Origin of the sequence: Saccharopolyspora gregorii (assembly GCF_024734405.1) — a bacterium.
In the GTDB taxonomy this organism is placed as follows: domain Bacteria; phylum Actinomycetota; class Actinomycetes; order Mycobacteriales; family Pseudonocardiaceae; genus Saccharopolyspora_C; species Saccharopolyspora_C gregorii.
This window is the reverse complement of record NZ_CP059556.1, coordinates 4,649,466-4,667,624: the sequence shown is the minus strand read 5'-3', so window position 1 is coordinate 4,667,624 and position 18,159 is coordinate 4,649,466. Positions and strand designations below refer to the sequence as shown.

Genomic DNA, 18,159 nt, shown 5'->3' with positions numbered 1-18,159 from the left:
CAGGCGCGAGCCGTCGAATGCGGGTGGGATGCACCAGCGCCGCCCGGGGAGCACCCCGGACGACGCCGGGAACGCACGAGCGAGCAACAGGGAAGAGGGACAGGTCATGACAGAGACCGTGGGCAGCCCGGCCGGCGCCGCGGGGGAGCCGGATTCAGATGCCCGCACCGAGGGCATCCGGGTGCAGCGCGTCTACACCACCGAGGGGGTGCACCCCTACGACGAGGTGTCGTGGGAGCGCAGGGACGTGGTGATGACCAACTGGCGCGACGGTTCGGTCAACTTCGAGCAGCGCGGGGTCGAGTTCCCCGACTTCTGGTCGCTGAACGCGGTCAACATCGTGACCAGCAAGTACTTCCGGGGGGCGCAGGGCACCGCGCAGCGGGAGAGCAGCCTGCGGCAGCTGATCGACCGGGTCGTGCACACCTACGTGCGCGCCGGCGTCGAGCACGGCTACTTCGCCACCGAGGCGGACGCGGAGATCTTCGAGCACGAGCTGACCTGGATGCTGCTGCACCAGGTGTTCAGCTTCAACTCGCCGGTGTGGTTCAACGTGGGCACCAGCTCGCGCCAGCAGGTCTCCGCCTGCTTCATCCTGTCCGTGGACGACACGATGGAGTCGATCCTCGACTGGTACAAGGAAGAGGGCCTGATCTTCAAGGGCGGTTCCGGCGCCGGCCTGAACCTGTCCCGGATCCGCTCCTCCCGCGAGCTGCTGTCCTCCGGCGGCACCGCCTCGGGCCCGGTGTCGTTCATGCGGGGTGCGGACGCCTCCGCGGGCACCATCAAGTCCGGCGGTGCGACCCGCCGGGCGGCGAAGATGGTCATCCTCGACGTGGACCACCCGGACGTCGAGGAGTTCATCGAGACCAAGTCCAAGGAAGAGGGCAAGATCCGCGCGCTGCGCGACGCGGGCTTCGACGTCGACCTCGGCGGCGCCGACATGTCCTCGGTGCAGTACCAGAACGCGAACAACTCGGTGCGCGTCACCGACGAGTTCATGCGCGCCGTGGAGAGCGACGGGCCGTTCAACCTGCGCGCCCGCACCGACGGCTCGGTCGTGGACACCGTGCAGGCCCGCGACGTGTTCCGGAAGATGGCCAAGGCGGCGTGGGAGAGCGCCGACCCGGGCATCCAGTACGACGGCACGATCAACGACTGGCACACCGCGCCGGAGAGCGGCCGGATCTCGGCCTCCAACCCGTGCTCGGAGTACATGCACCTGGACAACTCCAGCTGCAACCTCGCCTCGCTGAACCTGATGAAGTTCCTGCGCTCGGACCTGACCTTCGACGCGGAACTGTTCGAGAAGGCCGTTGAGCTGGTCATCACCGCGATGGACATCTCGATCAGCTTCGCGGACTTCCCGACCGAGGCGATCGGCGAGACCACCCGCAAGTTCCGCCAGCTCGGCATCGGGTACGCGAACCTGGGTGCGCTGCTGATGGCCACCGGGCACGCCTACGACTCCGACGGCGGGCGCGCGCTGTCGGCGGCGATCACCTCGCTGATGACCGGCACCGCGTACAAGCGTTCGGCGGAGCTCGCCGGCGCCGTCGGCCCGTACGAGGGCTACGCCCGCAACGCCGACGCGCACCAGCGCGTGATGCGCAAGCACGCCGCGGCCAACGACCTGGTCCGCACCTACCACCGCAACGACGTGGCCGTGCACAAGCTGGCCACCAAGGTGTGGCAGGACGGCCTGGAACTCGGTGCCCGCAACGGCTGGCGCAACGCGCAGGCTTCGCTGCTGGCCCCGACCGGCACCATCGGCCTGATGATGGACTGCGACACCACCGGGGTCGAGCCGGACCTCGCGCTGGTGAAGTTCAAGAAGCTGGTCGGCGGCGGCTCGATGCAGATCGTCAACCAGACGGTCCCGCGCGCGCTGAAGGCGCTGGGCTACCAGGAAGAGCAGATCGAGGCGGTCGTCGAGTACATCGCCGAGCACGGCCACGTGGTGGACGCGCCCGGCCTGCGCCCCGAGCACTACGAGGTGTTCGACTGCGCGATGGGTGAGCGCTCCATCGCGCCGATGGGCCACGTGCGGATGATGGCCGCGGTGCAGCCGTTCCTGTCGGGCGCCATCTCGAAGACGGTGAACATGCCGGAGGCCGCTTCGGTCGCCGACGTGGAGGAGATCTACTTCGAGGGCTGGCGGCTCGGCCTCAAGGCCTTGGCGATCTACCGGGACAACTGCAAGGTCGGCCAGCCGCTGTCCGCGGGCAAGGGCGACAAGGGCACCGCGGAGAAGGCCGTCGAGAAGCAGATCGAGTACCGCCCGGTCCGCAAGCGCCTGCCGAAGAAGCGCCCGAGCCAGACGGTCTCGTTCACCGTGGGCGGTGCCGAGGGCTACCTGCACGCCGGTTCGTACCCGGACGACGGTCTCGGCGAGATCTTCGTGAAGCTGGGCAAGCAGGGCTCGACGCTGGCGGGCGTGATGGACGCCTTCTCGATGTCGATCTCGGTGGGTCTGCAGTACGGCATCCCGCTGGAGTTCTACGTCTCGAAGTTCCAGAACCTGCGCTTCGAGCCGGCGGGCATGACCGACGACCCGGACGTGCGGATGGCGGGCAGCGTCCTCGACTACCTGTTCCGCAGGTTGGCGCTGGACTACCTGCCCTACGAGAAGCGCGCGCAGCTGGGCATCTTCACCTCCGAGGAGCGCACCGCGCAGACCGCGGAGTACGACTCGGGTTCCACCGGCGGTGGTGAGGTCGACCTCGACACCATGCGGTCCACGGTGGACTCCTCGGTCGCCGAGTCGCGGCGCGAGGACGAGGAGCCCCGCGCGGGCAGCTCCACCGAGCTGCTGGAGCTGCGGCTGGGCAAGGCCGCGGACGCGCCGCTGTGCATGACCTGCGGCACGAAGATGCGTCCGTCCGGTTCCTGCTACCTGTGCGAGGGCTGCGGTTCCACCTCGGGGTGCAGCTGACCTCGTGACGGGGTGCCGACCTGCCGGTAGCGGCGCCTCACCGACGCGGAGGGTGGTCCGGCGCGATGCCGGGCCACCCTTTTCGCGCGTACGAGCGGCTGGGTTCCGGACTCAGCCGTGGCGGGAGAGCAGGTGCGCCGCGGCGGCGACTCCCGCGGTCGCGGTGAGGACCGCGGGCCAGGCCCCGATGCGCCGGGCCAACGGGTGCGACCCGGCGAGCCCGGCGGCGTAGGCACCGCCGAGCAGCAGCGCGCGACCGGCACCGCCGCGCCGTCGACAGCTCTCCACCGCGGCCAGCCCGCCGGCCCCGGCGACCAGTCCGCTCCACGAGCGGTGCCGCTGCACCCGGGTGACGGCGAAGCCGCCGATCAGCCCGGCTGAGCTGAGCAGGGCGGGCGGAACGCTGCGCATGGCCGAATCCTCCTGCTGGTCCGGATCGTCGTGCGCCGACTCTACCGGCGGACGTGCCCGGGACGGATCGTCGCCGGAACCTGGTCCGGTGATCGGTGTGGGCTGTTCGAGTGCTGTTCAGCTCGGCGCTCGCCCCCGGTCGTGCCGGTGCGGTCTGCTGGTGCGCTGAGGTTCCGGGGTGATCGGGAGGGCGCATGAGGTCGCGCGGTCTGGTGCTGGGGCTGTCCGGTGCGGTGCTGGCGGGTGCGTTGACCGCACCTGCCGCGAGCGGTGCGCCGCTGCTGGGTCCACCACCGGTGGAGGACCTTCCCGGCGCGTCCACGACCGAACGCGGCCCGGTCAGCGTCCGCTCCGCCACGGCGAGGGCGGCGGGCCCGGACGGTTTCGACACGTCGCGGGAGACGTCCGAGGTGGCCCCGGGGCTCACGTTGACCGAGTTCGACCGGTACGAGCCGGAGGGCTGGGTGCGCGGTGACGTGCTCGCCGCGGACCTGGCCGGGTCCGGGTTGCGACCGGAGTACTTGAGCCCTGGTTCGGCATCGGCGCGCGCTCCGCTGACCGAGCAGCTCGGCGGCGCGGTCGCCGGGGTGAACGGGGACTTCTTCGACATCGACGCGTCCGGAGCTCCGCTCGGTGCCGCGATGTCGGGTGGTGAGCTGCTCTCCGCGCCGTCCGGCGGGCACAACGACGTCGCCGCGGTCGGCGGCTCGGCGGGGCGCCTGATGCAGGTGTTCCTGGCCGCCGAGCTGACCCGCCCGGACGGCGGGACAGTGCCGATCACCGATCTGAACTCCCCGCGCGTCGCCACCGGCGGCATCGGTCTCTACACGCCGTACTGGGGCGCGGCGTCCCGGAAGTCCGCAGTGGACGGTTCGGCGCCGGTGCTGGAGGTGGAGCTCGCGGGCGACGTGGTGGCCCAGGTGCGACCCGCCCCGGCGGAGGGGCCGGTGCCGCCGGGTGCGGTGCGGCTGCTCGGCACCGGCGCCGGAGCCGCCGCGCTCGGCTCGCTGCGGCCGGGCGATCGGGTCTCCGTGCGGTACCGGCCGCGGACGGACGGCCCGGTGGACGTGGCGATCGGCGGCAACGAGGTGCTGCTGCGGAACGGGGAGGTGCAGCCCGTCGACGACACCGCCCTGCACCCCCGCACCGCGGCGGGTTTCTCCGCTGACGGAACCCGGATGTGGCTGGTCACCATCGATGGTAGGCAGGCCGACAGCCGCGGTGCGACGGAGCGGGAACTGGCCGAACGGCTGCGGGCGCTGGGGGCGTCGGACGCGATCAACTTGGACGGCGGTGGTTCGTCGACGCTGCTGGCGCGCGAGCGCGGCGCGGACGAGGCGGACGTGCGCAACGCGCCGTCGGACGGGGAGCTGCGCCCGGTGCCGAACGGCATCGGGTTCGCGACCGCCGCGGGCAGCGGCCGGTTGCGCGGGTTCCGGGTCGAGCCCGATGAGGAACGGGTGTTGTCCGGGCTGTCCAGGGCGGTGGCGGCGCACGGCCACGACGAGACCGGGGCACCGGTAGCCGCGGACCCCGAGTGGTCGGTGTCGCCGGCCGCGGCCGGCCGGGTGGACGGGGGAGTGCTGCGCGCGGGGCACCCGGGCACGGCCACGGTGACGGCGAGCGCTCCCGGCGCACGCGGTTCGGCGGAGCTGACCGTCTTGGGCCCGCCGGCGTCGATCAGCACCGATGTGCGGCGGGTGGAGCTGCCGGACGCGGGCGCGCGGGGGCGTTTCCAGGTGCTGGGCCAGGACGCCGAGGGCTTCCGGACCTGGGTGGAACCGGTGGACGTGCGGTTGGACTACGACCGCGACGCGGTGCGGATCGAACCGGACGGTGCCGGGTTCGCGGTGACGGCGCTGTCGGACTCGGCGACTTCGGTGGTGACCGTCCGCGTCGGTGACCTGACCGCGCACCTCGGCGTCACCACCGGTTCTCGACCGGAGCCGCTGGCGCCGCTGGACGGTCCCGGGGGGTGGGAGGTGTCGGTGTTCCCGCAGCAGGTGGCGGCGTCGCTGCACGAGGCACCGGGGCACGCGGGCACTCCCGGTCTGGCCTTGGACTACGCGTTGACGGGCGCCACGACGACCCGAGCCGCGTACGTGAACGCCACCGAGCAGCTCCCGTTGCGACCGGGAACGCAGCGGCTCGGGATGTGGGTGAACGGCGATGGCCGCGGCGCGTGGCTGCGCGGTTCCGTCGTCGATTCCGCTGGGGTGGTCACGACGGTGGATTGGGCGCGCAACGTGGACTGGACGGGGTGGCGCTACGTCGAGGCACCGCTGCCCGCCGGGGTGTCCGGATCGCTCCGGTTGCAGCGGATCTACGCGGTCGAGCCGGACGGTGCGCGGCAGTACTCGGGGCGGTTGGTGTTCGACGAGTTGACCGCGCTGGTCGCTCCGGAGGTGCAGGTGCCGGTCGACGCGGAACCGCAGGACCCGTCGGTGGTGCGGGACGGGACGTTGCCGCCTGTGCCGGGCGCGTCCCGGATCGCGGTGGTCAGCGACGCCCAGTTCACCGCCGACGAGCCGGACGGTCCGCTGGTGGCGGCCGCGCGGCGTTCGTTGCGCGAGGCGGTGGCGGCGCGGCCGGATGCGCTGGTGATCAACGGTGATCTGGTGGATCGGGGGACCGCGGCCGATTTCGACCTGGCCCGCCGGGTGATCGAGTCGGAGGTGGGGGATCGGGTTCCCTGGTACTACGTGCCGGGGAACCACGAGGCCTCGGGGCCGGGGGACCTGCGCGAGTTCGCCGCCGAGTTCGGGGCCACCCACCAGGTGGCGGACGTGGCCGGGACTCGGGCGGTGTTGCTGGATTCGTCGGCGGGCTCGTTGCTGGGCGGCGGGTTTGGCCAGGTGCGGATGCTGCGGTCGGCGTTGGACGAGGCTGCGCGGGATCCGGCGGTGCGTTCGGTGGCGGTGTTCCTGCACCACCCGCCGCGCGATCCGGGCCCGACGGACGCCTCCCAGCTGGAGGATCCGAAGGAGGCGGAGCTGCTCGGCCGGTGGCTGGCCGATTTCCGGCGGGATTCGGGGAAGCCCGCCGTGCTGGTGGCCGGACATGCCGGCACCTTCCACTCCTCCACCGTGGACGGGGTGCCGCGGCAGGTGAACGGCAATGCGGGCAAGCGGCCCGCCACGGCCCCGGACGCGGGTGGTTTCACCGGGTGGAGCTTGCTGCGGATCGATCCCGGCGACCGGCGCGGCCCGGTGCGCTGGGAGACCAGGCCGCGCGTCGACCGGATCGAGCTGCCGGTGCCGCCGGTGGTGGCGGGTGGTGCGGCGCCGGTGGCGGCCACGCTGCTGCAGGAGGACCGGGTGGTGCCCGTCCGGTACCCGGTGAGCGCGGACTGGTCGGGCCGGTCCGTCCACATCGGACCTGCCGCGGAGGCGGGGCCGGGTGCGGTGGCCGCGTTCGATCCGGGCACCGGGGTGCTCACCGGGCTGCGTCCGGGGCGGGCGGAACTGAGCGTGATGATCAACGGGGTGAAGAAGTCCACCGTATTCGCTGTCACCCGGAGGTGAGTTTCTCCCGCTCTGCCGGGGAGTTCTTCCACAGGGCGCCGGTTCGTCCACAGATCTGAAATCCACCCTGCGGCGGCCGCGCCGGGTCTCCCGATGTTCTGGGTATGACCACTCCGCTGAACGCACGCATCCACCTCGGCGACGCGGGCGAGATCCTCGCCGCCGTTCCCCACCTGCTCGGGTTCACGCCCACCGATTCCCTGGTGCTGCTGGGCCTGCGCACCGAGGGAGACACCGGGACGTTCTGCCTCACGCTGCGGATCGACCTGCCACCGCCCGAACACCGCAGGTCGGTGATCGAATACCTCTCGGCCGGTCCGATGGTGCGGCGGGGCGCGACCCGCGTCATCGTCGTGGCCGTAGGACCGGGCGGGGGAGGTGGCCACGGCCCGCCGGACGGTGAAGCCGAGCCGTCCGCCGCCGACGCGGGCCCCGAACCGGACGGCGGCGCGCGAGCCCTGTCGGGGTCCGAAGTGGACGAAGCGGTCCCGCACCGCGAGCTGATCCTGCTGCTGCGGGACGGGTTCGCCGCGGCGGGCATCGACGTGCTGCACGAGATCTGGACCGACCGGCTCGTCGCGGGCAGCCCGTGGCGCTGCTACGACGATCCGCCCTGCCGCGGCGAGGTACCGGACCCGAAGCGCACCGCGCTCGGCGCCGCGATGGCCGCGTCCGGCTCGGTCACCTTCGACAGCCGCCACGAGCTGCAGGGCCTGGTCGCCCCCGAATCCGAGCGGACGACCGCCCGCTGGTCGGCCCGGCTGAACGGCATGCTCGACGACTCCGAGCGGGACGGGGGCGACGTGCACGAGGACGTGGCCACCGCGCTCGCCGGGATCCGCCGGACGGCGGCGGGGGAGGCGCTGACCGAGGAGGACCAGCTGAGGATCCTGCTCGCGCTGAACGACCAGCGGGTGCGCGACCTGTGCCTCGGCGTGGCGCTGGGCGAGCAGGCGATGGCCGCGGAGCAGCTGTGGCTGAGCCTGGTGCGCAAGGCACCGGAACCCGAGGTCGCCGACGTGGCCGCGCTGCTGGCCTTCTCCGCCTACCTGCGCGGCGAGGGGGCCTTGGCGAGCGTCGCGCTGGAGCGCGTGGAGGCCGCCCGGCCCGAGCACTCCCTGGGGTCCCTGCTGCGGCAGGCCCTCGAACGGGGCATTTCACCGAAGGAACTGGCTGAAGTGGCCAAGGACGCGATGAGCGATGCCCAGCTCATGATCGAAGCGGAGGAGTCCTGATGAGCGCCGCGACCCGGCACCGCTCGGCGGCGCGCCCGCGGCCGGGCCGGCCGGTGCCCGATCGTGCGGCGACCGGGCACCGGCGGGCGTCAGCTCTGCTCGCGGGCCCGGGTGAACTCCCAGGCATCGCGCACGATGACCGACAGGTCGGCCAGCTTCGGTTTCCAGGACAGTTCTTCGCGGGCGCGGTCGCTGGCGGCCACCAGCGTCGCCGGGTCACCGGCGCGCCGCGGTGCCACCGCCGCCGGGATGGGGTGGCCGGTCACCTCGCGGCAGGTTTCGATCACCTGCTGCACCGAGAAGCCGGTGCCGTTGCCCAGGTTGTAGATCCGGTGCTCGCCGGGCCGCGCGTTCTCCAGCGCCAGCAGGTGCGCGTCGGCGAGGTCGGTGACGTGGATGTAGTCGCGGACGCAGGTGCCGTCCTCGGTGGGCCAGTCGGTCCCGTACATCTGCACCTGCTCGCGCTTGCCCAGTGCGACCTGCAGCACGATCGGGATCAGGTGCGTCTCCACGGCGTGCCGCTCGCCGAACGAGCCGTGCGCGCCGGCGACGTTGAAGTAGCGCAGGCTCACCGCGCCCAGTCCGTGCGCCGTGGCGTAGGAGCTGATCGCGTGGTCGATGGCCAGCTTCGTCGCGCCGTAGGTGTTCGTCGGCCGGGCCGGGGCGTCCTCCGGGATCGGCACCACGTCCGGCTCGCCGTAGGTGGCGGCGGTGGAGGAGAACACCAGCCGCGGTGTGCCGTGCTCGCGGACCGCCTCCAGCAGGCGCAGCGAGGTGACCACGTTGCCCTGCCAGTACTTGTGCGGGTCCTCCATGGACTCGCCGACGAGCGACTTCGCCGCGAAGTGCAGCACGCCGTCGTACCCCTCGGCCAGCAGATCACCGGCCGCTTCCGCGATGTCGGCCCGCACGAAGGTGGCGCCCGGCGGCACCGCGTCGGCGTGTCCCGTCGAGAGGTCGTCGACCACGGTCACCTGGTGACCGTTCTCCAGCAGCCGTGCCGCGCACACGCTGCCCACATATCCCGCACCACCGGTGACGAGGAGCTTCACGGAGGTTCTGCCTTTCCTGGTACGTCCAACTCGAAGGCCCCGCCGTGCCGCGGGGCCGGATCAGCGGTCGCGGCCCGCTCCGGCGGCCGGAATCGCGGTGAACAGCCGCGGCGCCGGCAGGTCCTGCTCGGCGTAGGAGTCCAGCACGGCCTGCCCGATCGCCTCCCGGTCCTGCGCGCGCACCAGCGCGATCGCCGAGCCGCCGAAACCACCGCCGGTCATCCGGGCGCCCAGCGCACCGGCCTCCAGCGCGGCGTCCACCGCCACGTCCAGTTCCAGGCAGGAGATCCGGTAGTCGTCGCGCATGCTCACGTGCGAGGAGGTCAGCAGCGGTCCGATCGAGGCGAGCTCCCCGGCGTCGAGCGCGGCGACGGTGGACACCACCCGTTCGTTCTCGGTGACGACGTGGCGCACCAGGGGCCGCAGCTCCTCCGGCAACACCTCGAGCGCGCCGTCGAGTTCCCCGATCGACACGTCGCGCAGCGCCTTGACCCCGAGCAGGTCCGCCGCGTGCTCGCAGCCGCGCCTGCGCTCGCCGTAGCCGGATTCGCTGTGCGAGTGCTTGGCGCGGGTGTCGATCACGAGCAGTTCGAGGCCGACGGAGGCGGTGTCGAACGCGATCTGCTCCAGCTCGCCGGAGCGCACGTCGAAGAACAGCGCGTGCGATTCGGTGCAGCTCAACGAGGCGGTCTGGTCCAGCAGGCCGGTGGGGGCGCCGACGAAGTCGTTCTCCGAGATCTGCACCCAGCGGGCGATGTCGGCGGTCGCCGGGGCCTCCGGCCCGTCGGCGGGGCGCCCGGCCAGGTCGAGCAGCGTGAGCGCCACCGCGCACTCCAGCGCGTGCGACGACGACAGCCCGGCCCCGGCGGGAACGTCGCCCGCGATGACCAGGTCCGCCCCGGGTACCTCGACGCCCTGCCCGCGCAGCGCCCACGCGACGCCGGAGGGGTACGCGGCCCACCCGGTCTGCGCGCCCGGCGCGAGCGCGTCCAGCGGGGTCGGCTCGGCCCGGTGCAGCACGCCGTCGTCGCCCAGCGTGGCCACCGACAGCACTCCGTCGGTGCGCGGCGCGGCGGCCACGGCGATCCGGTGCGGCAACGCGATCGGCAGCACGAACCCGTCGTTGTAGTCGGTGTGCTCGCCGATCAAGTTGACCCGGCCGGGTGCCGACCAGGCGACCTCGGGAGCGCGTCCGTGCTCGGCGGTGAAGGCCTCGGCGGCGGTCTCGGCGGGGCTCACCGGGCGCGGACCAGGACGGCGTGGGCGATGCCGGGCGCGAGCTGGGTGCTGCCCTTGGGGCCGTTCACCTGGATCGGCTTGTTCACGCCGGTGACCGGCACGATCTCGATGTTCTCCGAGGGCATCAGGCCGACTTCCTTGAGCTCGCTCATCACGTCGGGGTCCAGCTGGACGTGCTCGGCGATCCGGCACACCACGGCCTGGCCGCCACCGTTGCGGGCGATCTCGTCGACCCGCTTCAGGTCGGACTCACCGATCGCCGCGGTCGCCGGTTCGGCACCGAGCTCTTCGAGGCCGGGGATGGGGTTGCCGTACGGGGAGGTGGACGGGTTGCCGAGCAGCGCCACCAGCTTGCGCTCGACCGCCTCGCTCATCACGTGCTCCCAGCGGCACGCCTCGTCGTGCACGTGTTCCCACTCCAGGCCGATCACGTCGACGAGCAGCCGTTCGGCGAGCCGGTGCTTGCGCATCACGCGGACGGCGCGGGTGCGGCCTGCCTCGGTGAGCTCCAGGTGCCGGTCCTCGGCAACGGTGAGCAGGCCGTCGCGCTCCATCCGGGCCACGGTCTGGCTCACGGTCGGCCCGCTCTGCTCCAGGCGTTCCGCGATGCGGGCGCGCAGCGGGACGACGCCCTCCTCCTCCAAGTCGTAAATGGTGCGAAGGTACATCTCGGTGGTATCGATGAGATCGTTCACGCTGGCTCCCCGATTTGCGGTCCCACCTGTGATTCTAGTCCCGGTGCCGTACCGCCGGTCGGTGGCTTCCGAGCAGGCGTTTCCGCCGCCGGAGCATGCTTTCGGCCCCTTTCCCGAGCCGTTCCGTCCCCGAGCAGTCCAGGAGGTCCGATGGATCCGCTGATCAGTGCAGATGATCTTGCCGAGTCGCTGGCGGGCACGCGCCCACCGGTGCTGCTGGACGTGCGGTGGAGCCTGCTCGGGCCACCCGGCCGGGAGGACTACGAGCGCGACCACCTGCCGGGCGCGGTGTTCGTGGACCTGGACACCGAACTCGCGGCCCCTCCCGGCCCCGGCGGCAGGCACCCGCTGCCCGCCGCCGCGGACCTGCAGGTGGTGCTGCGGCGGGCCGGGGTCACCGCGGACCGCGAGGTGGTGGCCTACGACGCCGCGGACGGTTCCGCGGCGGCGCGGGCCTGGTGGTTGCTGCGCTGGGCCGGGCACCCGCGGGTCCGGGTGCTCGACGGCGGGTACCGGGTGTGGGTCGACGGCGGCCACCCGGTCACCGCCGAGGTGCCGGAGGTGGTGCCCACCGACTATGAGGTGGTGCCGGATTCGCTGCCGGTGATCGGTGCCGACGAGGCGGCCCGGCTGGCCGCGGAGGGGCGGCTGCTCGACGCCCGCGCCCCGGAGCGGTACCGCGGTGAGGTGGAACCGGTCGACCCGCGGCCCGGCCACATCCCCGGGGCGCGCAACGCCCCGTTCGCCGACAACGTGACCGCGGACGGGACCTGGCGGACGCCGGCGGAGCTGGCGCGTTCGTTCGGCGAGCTCGGGGTGGACCGGGAGACTCCGGTCGGCGCCTACTGCGGTTCCGGGATCACGGCCTGCTCCGCCCTGCTCGCCCTGGAGCACGCGGGGCTGAGCGGGCCGGGGAATCCGGCCGCGCTCTACGCGGGTTCGTGGTCGCACTGGTCGTCCGACCCGAACCGGCCGGCGAAGACGGGGGACGCTCCGGGCTGACGTCCGGGACGGCGAGCACGGCGGTGCCGCGGTGTGTCCCGGGACACTGTGAGCGCCGCCACGGGCCGGGTAGCGTCCGGCGCATGGGCAACCAGTGCGCGGTGGTGTGGGACGAGTCGGTCCTCGGCTACGACCTCGGTGGTGAGCACCCGCTGCACCCGATCCGGCTGGACCTCACGATGCGGCTGGCCAGGTCGCTCGGGGTGCTGGACGGCGTGACGCCGGTGCCGCCGCGGCCGGCCACCGACGAGGAGCTGCTCCGCGTGCACCGCCCGGACTACCTGGCGGCCGTGCGCGCCGCACCGACCGCGGCCTGGGACATCGGGTACGGGCTCGGCACCGAGGACAACCCGATCTTCGACCGGATGCACGAGGCCTCGGCGCTGGTGGCCGGAGCGTCGATCACCGCGGCCGAGCAGGTCCTGTCCGGGAAGGCCGACCGGGCGGTGAACCTCGCCGGCGGGCTGCACCACGCGATGCCGGAGCGGGCCGCCGGGTTCTGCGTCTACAACGACTGCGCCGTGGCCATCGCCTGGCTGCTCGACCAGGGCGTGGAGCGGGTCGCCTACGTGGACGTGGACGTGCACCACGGCGACGGGGTGCAGAAGACGTTCTACGACGACCCGCGGGTGCTGACCGTCTCGCTGCACCAGCACCCGATCACGCTGTGGCCGGGCACCGGCTTCGCCACCGAGACCGGCGGCCCCGGGGCGGAGGGGACCGCGGTGAACGTGGCGCTGCCGCCGGGTACGGGAGACGCGGACTGGTTGCGGGCGTTCCACGCCGTGGTGCCGTCGCTGCTGGATGAATTCCGCCCGCAGGTGCTGGTCACGCAAGCCGGAGCCGACGCGCACCGGGAGGACCCGCTCGCGGACCTGGCGATGTCGGTGGACGGCCAGCGCGAGAGCTACCGCGCGCTGCGGGACCTGGCGGAGCGGTGCGCCGGTGGCAAGTGGGTGGCGCTCGGTGGTGGTGGCTACGCGCTGCACCGGGTGGTGCCGCGCAGCTGGACCCACCTGCTGGCGACCGCGCTGGACCGGGACCTGGATCCGGCGACGGCGTTGCCGCCGGAGTGGCTGGCGCACGCCCTGCGGGTGGCGGGGAACGTTCCGCTGCCGACATCGTTGACGGATGGGGAGGACCCGACCTTCGTACCCTGGACCGGGGTGACCGAGTCCACGGTGGACACTGCGATCCGGGATGCGCGGCACGCGTTGTTCCCGTTGCACGGTCTGGACCCGGCCGATGTCCGCGACTGACCTCGGCGGCGCACGCGCACCCGCACCGGCGGCGCAGTGCGCCCGGCCTGCTCGACGCCGGTGCGGTTGAGAGGGTGCTGGCTGATGGGCGGGTCGAAGCGACGCGGGACGAGCGGCGGCGGTCGTGCGGCCGCGGACCGGGGCGGTGCTCGGCCGGAGCCCGGCCGGCGGGCGGACCTCGGGACGGGCGACCAGCGGCCGGACCAGTCCGAGCCCGACCAGTCCGGCTCAGCCGACCAGCGCACCCCGCCCGACCAGCCCGGCAAGCCCGACCAGCCCGGCAAACCCGGATCGCCCGACCAGCCCGGCCGGGCGGAGCAGCCCGCCCAGCCGCGCCCAGCCGGCCACCCCGCCTCGGCGGCCGGCGCCGCCCCGTCCGGCCAGCCCGCCCGGCCGAGCGAGCCGCCCCGCGCGGGTCAGCGAGGCGACTCGGACCGGCCGGACGCGCCGCCCACCGGCGACGGCAAGCCGTACCCGCGCAGCTGGGAGGCCGACGTCGTGCTCTCCGACGGCGGCACCGTGCACCTGCGGCCGATCTCACCGGACGACGCCGACCAGCTGATCTCGTTCCACAGCAGGCTCAGCGACCGCACCCGGTACTTCCGCTACTTCGGCCCGTATCCGCGGATGCCGAAGCGGGACGTGGAGCGGTTCAGCACCGTCGATCACCGGGACCGGGTGGCGCTGGTGGCGCTGCTGGGCGACGACATCGTGGCGGTGGGGCGCTTCGACCGGCTCGACGACCAGGACTCGGCCGAGGTGGCGTTCGTGGTGCAGGACCAGCACCAGGGCCGCGGCCTCGGTTCGATCCTGCTGGAGCATCTGGCGGCGGCCGCCCAGGAACGCGGGCTGCGCCGGTTCGTCGCGGAGGTCCTCGCGGAGAACTCGGCGATGGTACGGGTCTTCCGGGACGCCGGCTACCAGGTGCGGCGCGCGATGGAAGAGGGCGTCGTGCACTTGGAGTTCGACATCGACCCCACCGAGGAGTCGCTGGCGGTGGCCAGGGCCCGGGAGCAGGCTGCGGAGGCGCGCAGCGTGCACAACCTGCTGCACCCGCGGTCGGTGGCGGTGATCGGCGCCTCCACCGACCACCGCAAGATCGGGCACGCGGTGCTCGTCAACCTGCTGACCGCGGACTTCGCCGGCCCGGTGTACCCGGTGAACCCGGAGCACCGGGCGGTCCGCGGCGTGCGGGCCTACCCGTCGGTGCTGGACATCCCGGACGACGTGGACCTGGCGGTGGTGGCGATCCCGGCGGCGGGCGTGGACGAGGTGCTGGACGCCTGCCTGGCCAAGGGCGTGAAGGCGCTGGTGATCGTCAGCTCCGGGTTCAGCGAGTCGGGACCGGACGGTCGCGCGATCGAACGCCGCATGGTCCGCGCGGCGCGGGTGCACGGCATGCGGGTCGTCGGCCCGAACGCGCTGGGCGTGGTCAACACCGATGCCGGTTACCGGCTCAACGCGACCTTGGCGCCGCGGCTGCCGGGGTCCGGGCGCACCGGGTTCTTCTGCCAGTCGGGGGCGCTGGGCGTGGCGATCCTGGCGACCGCGACCGAGCGGGGCCTGGGCCTGTCCACGTTCGTCTCGGCGGGCAACCGCGCCGACGTCTCGGGCAACGACCTGCTGCAGTACTGGCAGACGGACCCGGCGACGGACGTGGTGCTGCTGTACCTGGAGTCCTTCGGCAACCCGCGCAAGTTCGCCCGGCTGGCCCGGCGGTTGGCCCGGACCAAGCCGATCGTGGTGGTGAAGTCGGGCCGCAACGCGGTGCGCCCCGGGCTCGCGGCCACGTCGGTGCAGGTGGACGAGACGAGCGTGCAGGCGCTGTTCGAGCAAGCCGGGGTGATCCGCGTCGAGTCGGTGGCGCAGATGTTCGACACGGCGCTGCTGCTGGCCCACCAGCCGCTGCCCGCGGGGGAGCGGGTGGCGATCGTCGGCAACTCCTCGGCGCTGGGCATGCTGGCGGCGGACGTCGCGCAGGCGGAGGGCCTGCGGCTGGCGGGTGAGCCGGTGGACGTCGGCGCGTCGGCGAGCCCGGAGGAGTTCGCCGCCGCGGTGCGCGCGGCCGCGCTCTCCGACGACGTGGACGCGCTGGTGACGGTGTTCGTGCCGCCGGTCGCGGTGCCGGGCACCGCTTACGCGAGGGCGTTGCGGGAGGCCTTGCAGGAGGCCGAGGTCGCGGCGACGAAACCGGTGGTCACGACGTTCCTGGCCGCCGAGGGCGTCCCGGACGAGCTGGCGGTGCCCGGGCCGGACGGTTCGGCCGGCTGGGGTTCGGTGCCGTCCTACCCGAGCCCGGAGCGGGCGGTGCTGTCGCTGGCCAGGGCGACGCGCTACGCGCGGTGGCGGGCCGCGCCGCAGGGGCACTTCGCCCGGCCGGAGGGCATCGCGCCGGAGCGGGCGCGGCGGCTGGTGGAGGCCTCGCTCGGGGACGGTGAGGTGCGGCTCAGCGACGAGCAGTCGGTGGAGCTGCTGGGGCACTACGGGATCGAGCTGGTGCCGTTCCGCCGGGTGTGCAACGAGGCGGACGCGGTGGCCGCGGCGACCGAGCTCGGTTTCCCGGTGGTGCTGAAGGCCGCCGACGACCAGTTGCGGCACCGCGCGGACCTGGTGGGCGTGCGGTTGGACCTGGTGAACGCGGACGCGGTGCGGGCGGCGTACGCGGACCTGCTGCGGGTGTCGGACACCGCGGAGGTGTACGTGCAGAACATGGCAGGGCGCGGGCATTCCTGCGTGATCGACCTGATGGACGACCCGTCGTTCGGCACGCTGGTCTCGTTCGGACTGTCCGGTGTGGCCAGCGAACTGCTGGGGGACAAGGCGTACCGGGCGGTTCCGATGACCGATGTGGACGTGGCGGCGCTGGTGCGCTCGCCGCGCGCGGCACCGCTGCTGGCGGGCTACCGGGGTGATGAGCCCGCGGACCTGGCGGCGCTGGAGGACCTGGTGCTGCGGGTGGCGACGCTGGTGGAGGACCTGCCGGAGGTGCGGGAGCTGACGTTGCAGCCGGTGCTGGCCTCGGCGCTCGGCGTGCGGGTGACGGGAGCGCGGATCAGCGTGGGGCGTTCGGCCGCGGTGCCGGACACGGGTCCGCGCAGGCTGCGCTGATTCCGCGGCGGGGCACGCGGGTCCGGGACGGGATCGCGGATCGCGCGCCTGACTCCCGGCGCCCACCTCTCCGAGACTCATCCGTACCGTTATTCTGTGCGCGCCGTGGACGCGAGGACGGGAGCTCCGGAATGGCCGACCTGATGTTGACCGAGCTGGGCGAGCTGCCCGTGGGCGAGCACCGGCTGACCGTCCGCGCCTGCGCCGCCGAGGACCCGGCCGCCCCGGCCGTCGTCCTGCTGCCCGCGATGGGCGTCCCCGCCTCCTACTACCCGCCGTTCCTGCGCGAGCTGCACGAGCGCGGCTGCACGGTGGTGAGCGTCGACTGGCGCGGCCAGGGCACCGCGCCGCCGCGCGCCGACCGCGAGATCCGCTTCGGGTACCAGGACCTGGTGGACGACGCCGCCGCCGTCGTGGACCTCGTGGCGCGCGAGTTCCCCGCCGCGCCGCGCTTCCTGGTCGGGCACAGCCTCGGCGGGCAGATCGCGCTGCTGCTCGCCGCCGCGGACCCGAGCCGGGTGCGGGGGGTGACGCTGCTGGCCTCCGGTTCGGTGTGGTTCCGCAGCTTCGCCGGAGTGCAGGGCTGGAAGAACCTGGTGGCGACCCAGTTCGTCGCCGCGGTGAGTTCGCTGCTCGGCTTCTGGCCGGGGGAGCGGCTCGGGTTCGGCGGCCGCCAGCCGGCCGGGATCATGGCGGATTGGGCCCGCCAGGGGCGCACCGGCCGCTACCGCCTCGGCGGGTCGGACTTCGACTACGAGCGGGCGTTGCGGGAGCTGGACGTCCCGCTGCTGACGGTGAGCGTCGAGGGCGACGAGCTGGCCCCCGCGTCCTCAGTGGATCACTTGGCGGCGAAGGCGGTGGCGGCGCCGCGCACCCGGCGGCACTACTCCTGCGAGGTGGCGGGCGCGGCGAAGCTCGGCCACTACGCGTGGGTGTACACCAGCGGGGTGCTGGCGGACTGGATCACGAGCTGGGCGGCAGCGGCGACCGGGACCACCCGGCCCGGTTCCGCGGGTGCCGACGTGCGGTGACTCGGGCCGGTTCGACGCGGACCGTTCACAGTGAATGCTCCTGACCAGCGAAAACGGTGGCCCTGGCGGCGGATTCCACAGTGTCCGCCCAAAAGATCCCGGATCCGCGCAACCCGGCGCGGACCGGGCTCCGTCTACCGGGCATGAAACGCCTACACACCACAGTGGGCGCGGGCGTGCTGCTCCTCGCTTTCACCGCCTGCGCCGGACAGCAAGAAGACGTCGGATTCGGCGGGCAGCCGCCCGCCCCTGAGCCGGCCGCCCCGGTGCAGCCGAAGCCCGAGCAGGAACGAACTCCCGTGCCGGAGAACCTGATCAAGGCCGAGAGCCAGTCCGGGACCACGGTGCCCCGGGTGTGGACCCAGGACGGCGGTTCGGCCGTCGTCACCAACGGCCAGGAAGGCGGTTGCAGCAAGGTCCACGCCGAAGTCGCCGACCAGAACGCCCAGCAGGTGAAGGTCGTGCTGGTGAACGAGACCCCGGATCCGCCGGGGATCTGCACGATGGATCTGCGCTACCCGCCGGTGGCCGTCCAGTTGGACGAGCCGCTGGGCGAGCGCACCGTCGTGCTCGAAAAGCGCGAGGTGAAGGTTCCGCGTTGATGAGTTCGACGTGCTGACCTGCGCTTCGCAGGCACTTCTCCCGTAGGAGGTGGGGCTCCTACGGGA

At 73.1% G+C, this 18,159-nt stretch carries 12 protein-coding genes; 8 read left to right on the top strand and 4 right to left on the bottom strand.

Translation table 11 applies throughout. The annotated features are described in order from the left end of the window. Positions 1-106 precede the first annotated feature (106 nt). Entirely contained in the window at positions 107-2,935 is a 2,829-nt protein-coding gene (locus H1226_RS20295) for a vitamin B12-dependent ribonucleotide reductase (RefSeq protein WP_258342096.1), read from the top strand. Positions 2,936-3,046: 111 nt separating this feature from the next. On the opposite strand, the gene H1226_RS20290 is transcribed toward H1226_RS20295, so the two are convergent. Beyond that, a complete protein-coding gene (locus H1226_RS20290; protein ID WP_258342095.1) occupies positions 3,047-3,346 on the bottom strand; it encodes a hypothetical protein in 300 nt (99 codons plus the stop codon). Between the two features lie 194 nt (positions 3,347-3,540). On the opposite strand from H1226_RS20290, the gene H1226_RS20285 reads away from it, so the two are divergent. Further along, positions 3,541-6,870, top strand: coding sequence for a phosphodiester glycosidase family protein (locus H1226_RS20285; RefSeq protein ID WP_258342094.1), 3,330 nt, complete (start codon positions 3,541-3,543; stop codon positions 6,868-6,870). Positions 6,871-6,974: 104 nt separating this feature from the next. Further along, entirely contained in the window at positions 6,975-8,105 is a 1,131-nt protein-coding gene (locus H1226_RS20280; RefSeq protein ID WP_258342093.1) for a DUF4192 domain-containing protein, read from the top strand. Between the two features lie 89 nt (positions 8,106-8,194). On the opposite strand, the gene galE is transcribed toward H1226_RS20280, so the two are convergent. From galE to H1226_RS20265, 3 genes are read right to left on the bottom strand one after another with little or no spacing between them, the layout of a single operon-like run. Beyond that, complete coding sequence (gene galE / locus H1226_RS20275) at positions 8,195-9,157, bottom strand: UDP-glucose 4-epimerase GalE (protein ID WP_224955379.1); 963 nt, start codon at positions 9,155-9,157, stop codon at positions 8,195-8,197. A gap of 60 nt (positions 9,158-9,217) precedes the next feature. Further along, positions 9,218-10,396, bottom strand: coding sequence for a galactokinase (galK, locus tag H1226_RS20270; RefSeq protein WP_258342092.1), 1,179 nt, complete (start codon positions 10,394-10,396; stop codon positions 9,218-9,220). Continuing rightward, positions 10,393-11,091: a metal-dependent transcriptional regulator gene (locus H1226_RS20265; protein WP_224955381.1), complete on the bottom strand. Its 699-nt coding sequence runs from the start codon at positions 11,089-11,091 to the stop codon at positions 10,393-10,395. The genes galK and H1226_RS20265 overlap by 4 nt, the downstream gene beginning before the upstream one ends. Positions 11,092-11,241: 150 nt before the next feature. Here H1226_RS20265 and H1226_RS20260 point away from each other — a divergent pair, with 150 nt between their 5' ends. The 5 genes from H1226_RS20260 (at position 11,242) to H1226_RS20240 (ending at position 18,093) form a co-directional block, all read left to right on the top strand. Then, positions 11,242-12,093 carry a sulfurtransferase gene (locus H1226_RS20260; protein ID WP_258342091.1) on the top strand — a complete coding sequence of 284 codons (852 nt, stop codon included), beginning with the start codon at positions 11,242-11,244 and terminating at the stop codon, positions 12,091-12,093. A gap of 83 nt (positions 12,094-12,176) precedes the next feature. Next, the gene (locus H1226_RS20255) at positions 12,177-13,352 is read left to right on the top strand and encodes an acetoin utilization protein AcuC (RefSeq protein ID WP_258342090.1); all 1,176 of its coding nucleotides are present in this window, start codon (positions 12,177-12,179) and stop codon (positions 13,350-13,352) included. An 84-nt stretch (positions 13,353-13,436) separates the two neighbouring features. Further along, positions 13,437-16,460, top strand: coding sequence for a bifunctional acetate--CoA ligase family protein/GNAT family N-acetyltransferase (locus tag H1226_RS20250; protein ID WP_258342089.1), 3,024 nt, complete (start codon positions 13,437-13,439; stop codon positions 16,458-16,460). 131 nt (positions 16,461-16,591) lie between these two features. Beyond that, on the top strand, positions 16,592-17,491 hold the full coding sequence (locus H1226_RS20245; RefSeq protein ID WP_258342088.1) for an alpha/beta hydrolase family protein: 900 nt from the start codon (positions 16,592-16,594) through the stop codon (positions 17,489-17,491). An 80-nt stretch (positions 17,492-17,571) separates the two neighbouring features. Beyond that, positions 17,572-18,093, top strand: coding sequence for a hypothetical protein (locus H1226_RS20240; RefSeq protein ID WP_258342087.1), 522 nt, complete (start codon positions 17,572-17,574; stop codon positions 18,091-18,093). Positions 18,094-18,159 lie beyond the last annotated feature (66 nt).

Excerpts from the sequence above, each read along its gene's own strand:
- H1226_RS20250 (WP_258342089.1), top strand. The coding sequence starts at position 13,437 with ATGGGCGGGTCGAAGCGACGCGGGACGAGCGGCGGCGGTCGTGCGGCC.
- H1226_RS20255 (WP_258342090.1), top strand. The coding sequence starts at position 12,177 with ATGGGCAACCAGTGCGCGGTGGTGTGGGACGAGTCGGTCCTCGGCTAC.
- H1226_RS20260 (WP_258342091.1), top strand. The coding sequence starts at position 11,242 with ATGGATCCGCTGATCAGTGCAGATGATCTTGCCGAGTCGCTGGCGGGC.
- H1226_RS20245 (WP_258342088.1), top strand. The coding sequence starts at position 16,592 with ATGGCCGACCTGATGTTGACCGAGCTGGGCGAGCTGCCCGTGGGCGAG.
- H1226_RS20295 (WP_258342096.1), top strand. The coding sequence starts at position 107 with ATGACAGAGACCGTGGGCAGCCCGGCCGGCGCCGCGGGGGAGCCGGAT.
- H1226_RS20285 (WP_258342094.1), top strand. The coding sequence starts at position 3,541 with ATGAGGTCGCGCGGTCTGGTGCTGGGGCTGTCCGGTGCGGTGCTGGCG.
- H1226_RS20280 (WP_258342093.1), top strand. The coding sequence starts at position 6,975 with ATGACCACTCCGCTGAACGCACGCATCCACCTCGGCGACGCGGGCGAG.
- H1226_RS20290 (WP_258342095.1), bottom strand. The coding sequence starts at position 3,346 with ATGCGCAGCGTTCCGCCCGCCCTGCTCAGCTCAGCCGGGCTGATCGGC.